Origin of the sequence: Okeania sp. SIO2B9, assembly GCF_010672505.1 — a bacterium.
GTDB lineage: Bacteria > Cyanobacteriota > Cyanobacteriia > Cyanobacteriales > Microcoleaceae > Okeania > Okeania hirsuta.
The window spans coordinates 1-4,285 of sequence record NZ_JAAHGK010000647.1; the positions used below are offsets into that span (position 1 = coordinate 1).

The 4,285-nt window shown below is 33.2% G+C and carries 5 protein-coding genes; 1 reads left to right on the plus strand and 4 read right to left on the minus strand.

Features of this window, described 5'->3' with window-relative positions:
* Positions 1-359: 359 nt before the first annotated feature.
* Positions 360-554, minus strand: coding sequence for a hypothetical protein (locus tag F6K13_RS20795; protein ID WP_124155559.1), 195 nt, complete (start codon positions 552-554; stop codon positions 360-362).
* Positions 555-607: 53 nt separating this feature from the next.
* Positions 608-1,552: a DUF975 domain-containing protein gene (locus tag F6K13_RS20800; protein ID WP_124146136.1), complete on the minus strand. Its 945-nt coding sequence runs from the start codon at positions 1,550-1,552 to the stop codon at positions 608-610.
* A gap of 81 nt (positions 1,553-1,633) precedes the next feature.
* On the opposite strand from F6K13_RS20800, the gene F6K13_RS20805 reads away from it, so the two are divergent.
* A complete protein-coding gene (locus tag F6K13_RS20805) occupies positions 1,634-2,602 on the plus strand; it encodes a stage II sporulation protein M (RefSeq protein WP_124146137.1) in 969 nt (322 codons plus the stop codon).
* Between the two features lie 864 nt (positions 2,603-3,466).
* Here F6K13_RS20805 and F6K13_RS20810 read toward each other — a convergent pair.
* Together F6K13_RS20810 and F6K13_RS20815 are read right to left on the minus strand one after the other, a co-directional pair.
* Positions 3,467-3,736, minus strand: a complete 270-nt coding sequence (locus tag F6K13_RS20810; protein ID WP_124146138.1) for a cupin domain-containing protein — start codon at positions 3,734-3,736, stop codon at positions 3,467-3,469.
* 178 nt (positions 3,737-3,914) lie between these two features.
* Positions 3,915-4,285 (minus strand): PAP/fibrillin family protein (locus F6K13_RS20815; protein WP_287288235.1); only part of this gene is annotated, 371 nt, incomplete at its 5' end.

Sequence of the window (4,285 nt, forward strand, 5' to 3'; positions counted from 1 at the left end):
ACTTTTTCGTGAGTTCCAGTAGGTTGCACTTCAACAATTTCTCCATTATGTAGTTCAAATCGACCATAACCATCAGGATACCAGTCCCAAAACTCCTCTAAAGTCATTAACTTAATATCCGGTTTTTCTGCTGAAATAAGCATCTTAAATACTCCTAATAATTTCGGTTTTGAAGAAGGCAGAAGGCAAAAGATAAATCTATTTGGTTCTCAGGAAAAATTCACGGAGGAAAAGCAGCAAGAAAATTAGATAATTTCTGTAGTTTTAACTGGCTTTATTTAAGTTATTTCCCCATAACTCTAATATAGGAAAAAAAGTAGCGATCGCTCCATATTTAACTGAATTTTTTAACATTTTCTTCAGATGCCTTGTTGACCATAAATCAAAACTATAGGTATCGGAATTAAAGCTAAAAATGGCAAAAAATACCATAAAGTTGCTCTAATAGCTACACCAAAATAAGACTTAAAATTATCTCGATAAATTCGGATACTAGCACTAACAACATTCCCTACGCTTAAAAGTTTAGTTAGTTTTATTGGATTTTGAGACATGGCTAAATTTACAACTGATAACTGATAACTGAAATGACCCTACTACAACAAAACTAAATTTCTTGTTTTCTTAACTGTAAATCCATACCTTCTCGACGTGTTCGGAGGTCATAATAAACTAGAGCATTTATAGCTTGCCAGAATGGTAATAAGAAGACATTACTTAATAATCCAATACTATATCCCATGAGAAATAATAGTAATTGAAAGCTGGCATCTGTTGGGTTAGCAGGAATAGTTGCTTTCAGAATATTTTCGAGTATTCCAGCAATAATTTGTACAATTATCCCAATTGGTAATGTCACTAAACTTGCGATGAACAATACAACAAAAATTCGCCCTACATATCCTTTTGTTAATTCCCAGCTACGTCCTAAAGTTTGAGTCGCTGTTATATTTTCTTCTACAGCTAAAGGCATATCAAAAACAAAAAAACGAATTAATAATCTAACTATAAAAATTAAGGCAATAATAAAAATAACAATTCCAATTAAAACTAAAACTACTATAGTTCCCACATTTGGCTGACTAGCATTTGCCATTCCAGCAATAATACCAGCCAAAATTCCAATAACCACAGAAAGAATCAGCCAAATTCCAATTCCAATTAAAAAAAATAGAAAAAATGCTAGGAAAAAAATCCACATTTTAGGTTTTAAAATACGCCTAGCTTCACGAACAGTTTCTGGTTGATTAGCTAACTCTCCGAATACTAACCTAGCAATTATGGCATTATTAATAATTGACTTTGCCGAAGAATAAATAAACAATAATAACCATACAGGAATTAATAATAAAAAACTTGAACTATTGGCTTGATTATAAATCAAAATTAAAGGTATGGGAATCAAAGCTAAAAATGGCAAAAAAGACCATAAAGTTGCTCGAATCGCTACACCCAAATAAGGCTTAAAATGGTCTCGATAAATTCTCATCCCAGCACTAACAATATTCCCAGCACTTAGGGGTGCAATTGGTATTGTTGAATTTTCAGACATAACTAAATTTATCTCAATTATTTGCAGTGAAAATTTTATATTTATCTTAAACTAATCAAAGGTAACTATTAGGAAAACTTAATGAATATTAACCGTTGGATTAGACGTAGAGAAAAAAATTGGCAGCATTTAGACTCTTTATTAAGGCAAGTAGAAAAAAAGGGATTAAAATCATTGCCAGCAGCTCAAATCAGGGAAATGGCCAGTTTGTATCGTTCTGTATCGGCAGATTTTGCCCGTGCTAAAACTCACCAAGTGGGTAATATTCTGGAGCAAGATTTGCAGAGGTTGACTACTCGTGGTTACACTCAAATTTATCAGGGAAACCAGAAGCAGGAATGGCAAGCAGTCTGGGAGTTCTTTCGTTGGGGGTTTCCAGCAGTGGTGCAAAAAACTTGGGCTTATACGGCAGTGGCGACGGCGTTTTTTTTGGTTGGTGGGTTGGTGGCCTGGTGGTATAGTTGGCAAGACCCAGTGTTTATGTCGTTGATAGTGCCAGAATCTTTGATTTCTCAAGTACGAGACCGTCAAGAATTATGGACGGGGTCAATAGTAGGAGTTGAACCTCTGGCTTCTAGTAATATTATGATTAATAATTTACGGGTTTCTTTTTCTGCAGTAGCTGGTGGTATTAGTGGTGGTATTTATACAGTTTATTTGTTGGTATTTAATGGATTATTAATTGGGGCAATTGGCGCTCTAGTTAGTCAACATAATTTGGCTGTTCCTTTTTGGGCTTTTGTATTTCCTCATGGTGCTTTAGAATTACCTGCAATATTTTTGGCTGGTGGAGCTGGTTTATTAATAGCAAGAGCTATTTTATTTCCGGGTAAATATGGTCGAGTTGATGCTTTAAAGTTTTATGGTTTTCAAGCTGCACAGTTGGTTTTTGGTGTTGTAATGTTGTTAGTTATTGCTGGAATTATTGAGGGATTTTTCTCGCCTAGTCCGTTAGTGCCTGATATTTTTAAGTATATTGTGGGAATGGGGTTATTTTTGTTTTTATGTATTTATTTTAGTCAAAAGAAGGGAACAGGGAACAGGGAATAGAATAGAATAGAAATAAAGATAGGTGTACCTTATTAGTTTGAGAAACGCTATCAAAAGAAGAGAACAGGGAACAGGGAATAGAATAGAATAGAAATAAAAGATAGGTGTACCTTATTAGTTTGAGAAACGCTATAATATATTCTTGGGAGTAGGGGTTAGGGAGGAGGGAAATATAGCATATTTCTCCCATAAGAAGTTTGAAGAAGGAGACAGGAGACAGGAGACAGGAGACAGGAGGAAAATTACATGGGGATTCTAACCCCAAGTAATTTTGAACACCGTGTAGACGGTGGGGTATTAAACCCACAAAGAAAATGATAAAGTATTAACAATTAAATATTTGTAGTGCGGGCATCTTGCCCGCGATAGGTATATCTCACCCTTGGTGGAATCTGCTGTAATGAATAAGATATCTTTATTTCATGGAAATAAATTGCTAAAAATATTCTTACTTATTACTTAATCACTGAAATGTTCAATAAGTATCGCATTATTTTTAGGAATTACTATCAGTCAGAAAAAATGCAGAATAACTCAATTATTCAATTATGAAGTACAAATAACTCCTCCATTACTTCCGAGTAAAGTGTGAAAAATATTTTTTTTAGAGTTTAATTAAACATAGCATTTTTTTGAGAATAGGTATTATATTCTGTCTGGATAATTAGCGATATAACTAAGTTCCGCACTCTGCAAACAAAAAACTTATCCAGAGCAAAATCCCCTATTCTCTCTACTCCCTTATTTATCAGAGATAATATTAGAAATATAGCAGTCCAAGGAAAGGTTAAGACATATCAAAAGCTTAAAACTCAGACAACGAAAATTTTTCCTTATTTCGATTCTTCTTCCTTCTTCCTTCTACTAATAAATATGAATAGCAAGCCAAATTGTTTCTATCTTTGGATCGGTTGAAATAATTTTATGTGGGGTTTTAGCTGGTATAAAAATATGACTATCTTTGACTAATTTTGTTGTTTTTTGATTGATTTCTAATATGGCGGAACCTTCAAGCAATGTTACCCATTCATCTTCATCTTGAATAAATTCTTTACTGACGAAATTAGGGGGTGAAATTATTTTATTAATTTTGACATTTTTATGTGATAGTAAATTTTTTAATATCTCTTCCATGATTTTTGATTAAAATGGTAGGTTTTAGGTTTTAGGTAGTATAGCAGTTGCCATTACTGTTAGGAAATATCATCAAGTTGAAAACTCAGACAACACCATATTTTTCCTTCTCTCCAAGATAACTAAACACCTTCTTCCTTTTTCTCTCTTCCCTCTTCCTTCTTCCTTCTTTCTTCCCCTATACAACTTTATTCAAAATAAATAAACTTTCATCCCCTCCACGTCCAATTCTTAAAGTTTCGTCTAAATAAGTAATATCTAATGTAGCAACTCTACCTTGAGGATTATTAGCTGCTACAACTTTAAAAGGATTTAGTTTGGGAGTATTAATACCCACAATTTTCTCAATTGCCAAATAACGTTTATCAAAATAAACATTGATGCGTTTATCTGCTAAACCAGATTTATCTATAGCTAGTTCAAAACTAGCAGTTACTTTTACATTTCCTGAGATTAACTTCAGAGGATGTTGTACTTCAGCTTGATTAAAAAATACTTTATTAGTAACATCAATTACTTGATAAACTTTACCTACTTGTAAACCCAATG

Excerpts from the sequence above, each read along its gene's own strand:
- F6K13_RS20805 (WP_124146137.1), top strand. The coding sequence starts at position 1,634 with ATGAATATTAACCGTTGGATTAGACGTAGAGAAAAAAATTGGCAGCAT.
- F6K13_RS20800 (WP_124146136.1), bottom strand. The coding sequence starts at position 1,552 with ATGTCTGAAAATTCAACAATACCAATTGCACCCCTAAGTGCTGGGAAT.
- F6K13_RS20795 (WP_124155559.1), bottom strand. The coding sequence starts at position 554 with ATGTCTCAAAATCCAATAAAACTAACTAAACTTTTAAGCGTAGGGAAT.
- F6K13_RS20810 (WP_124146138.1), bottom strand. The coding sequence starts at position 3,736 with ATGGAAGAGATATTAAAAAATTTACTATCACATAAAAATGTCAAAATT.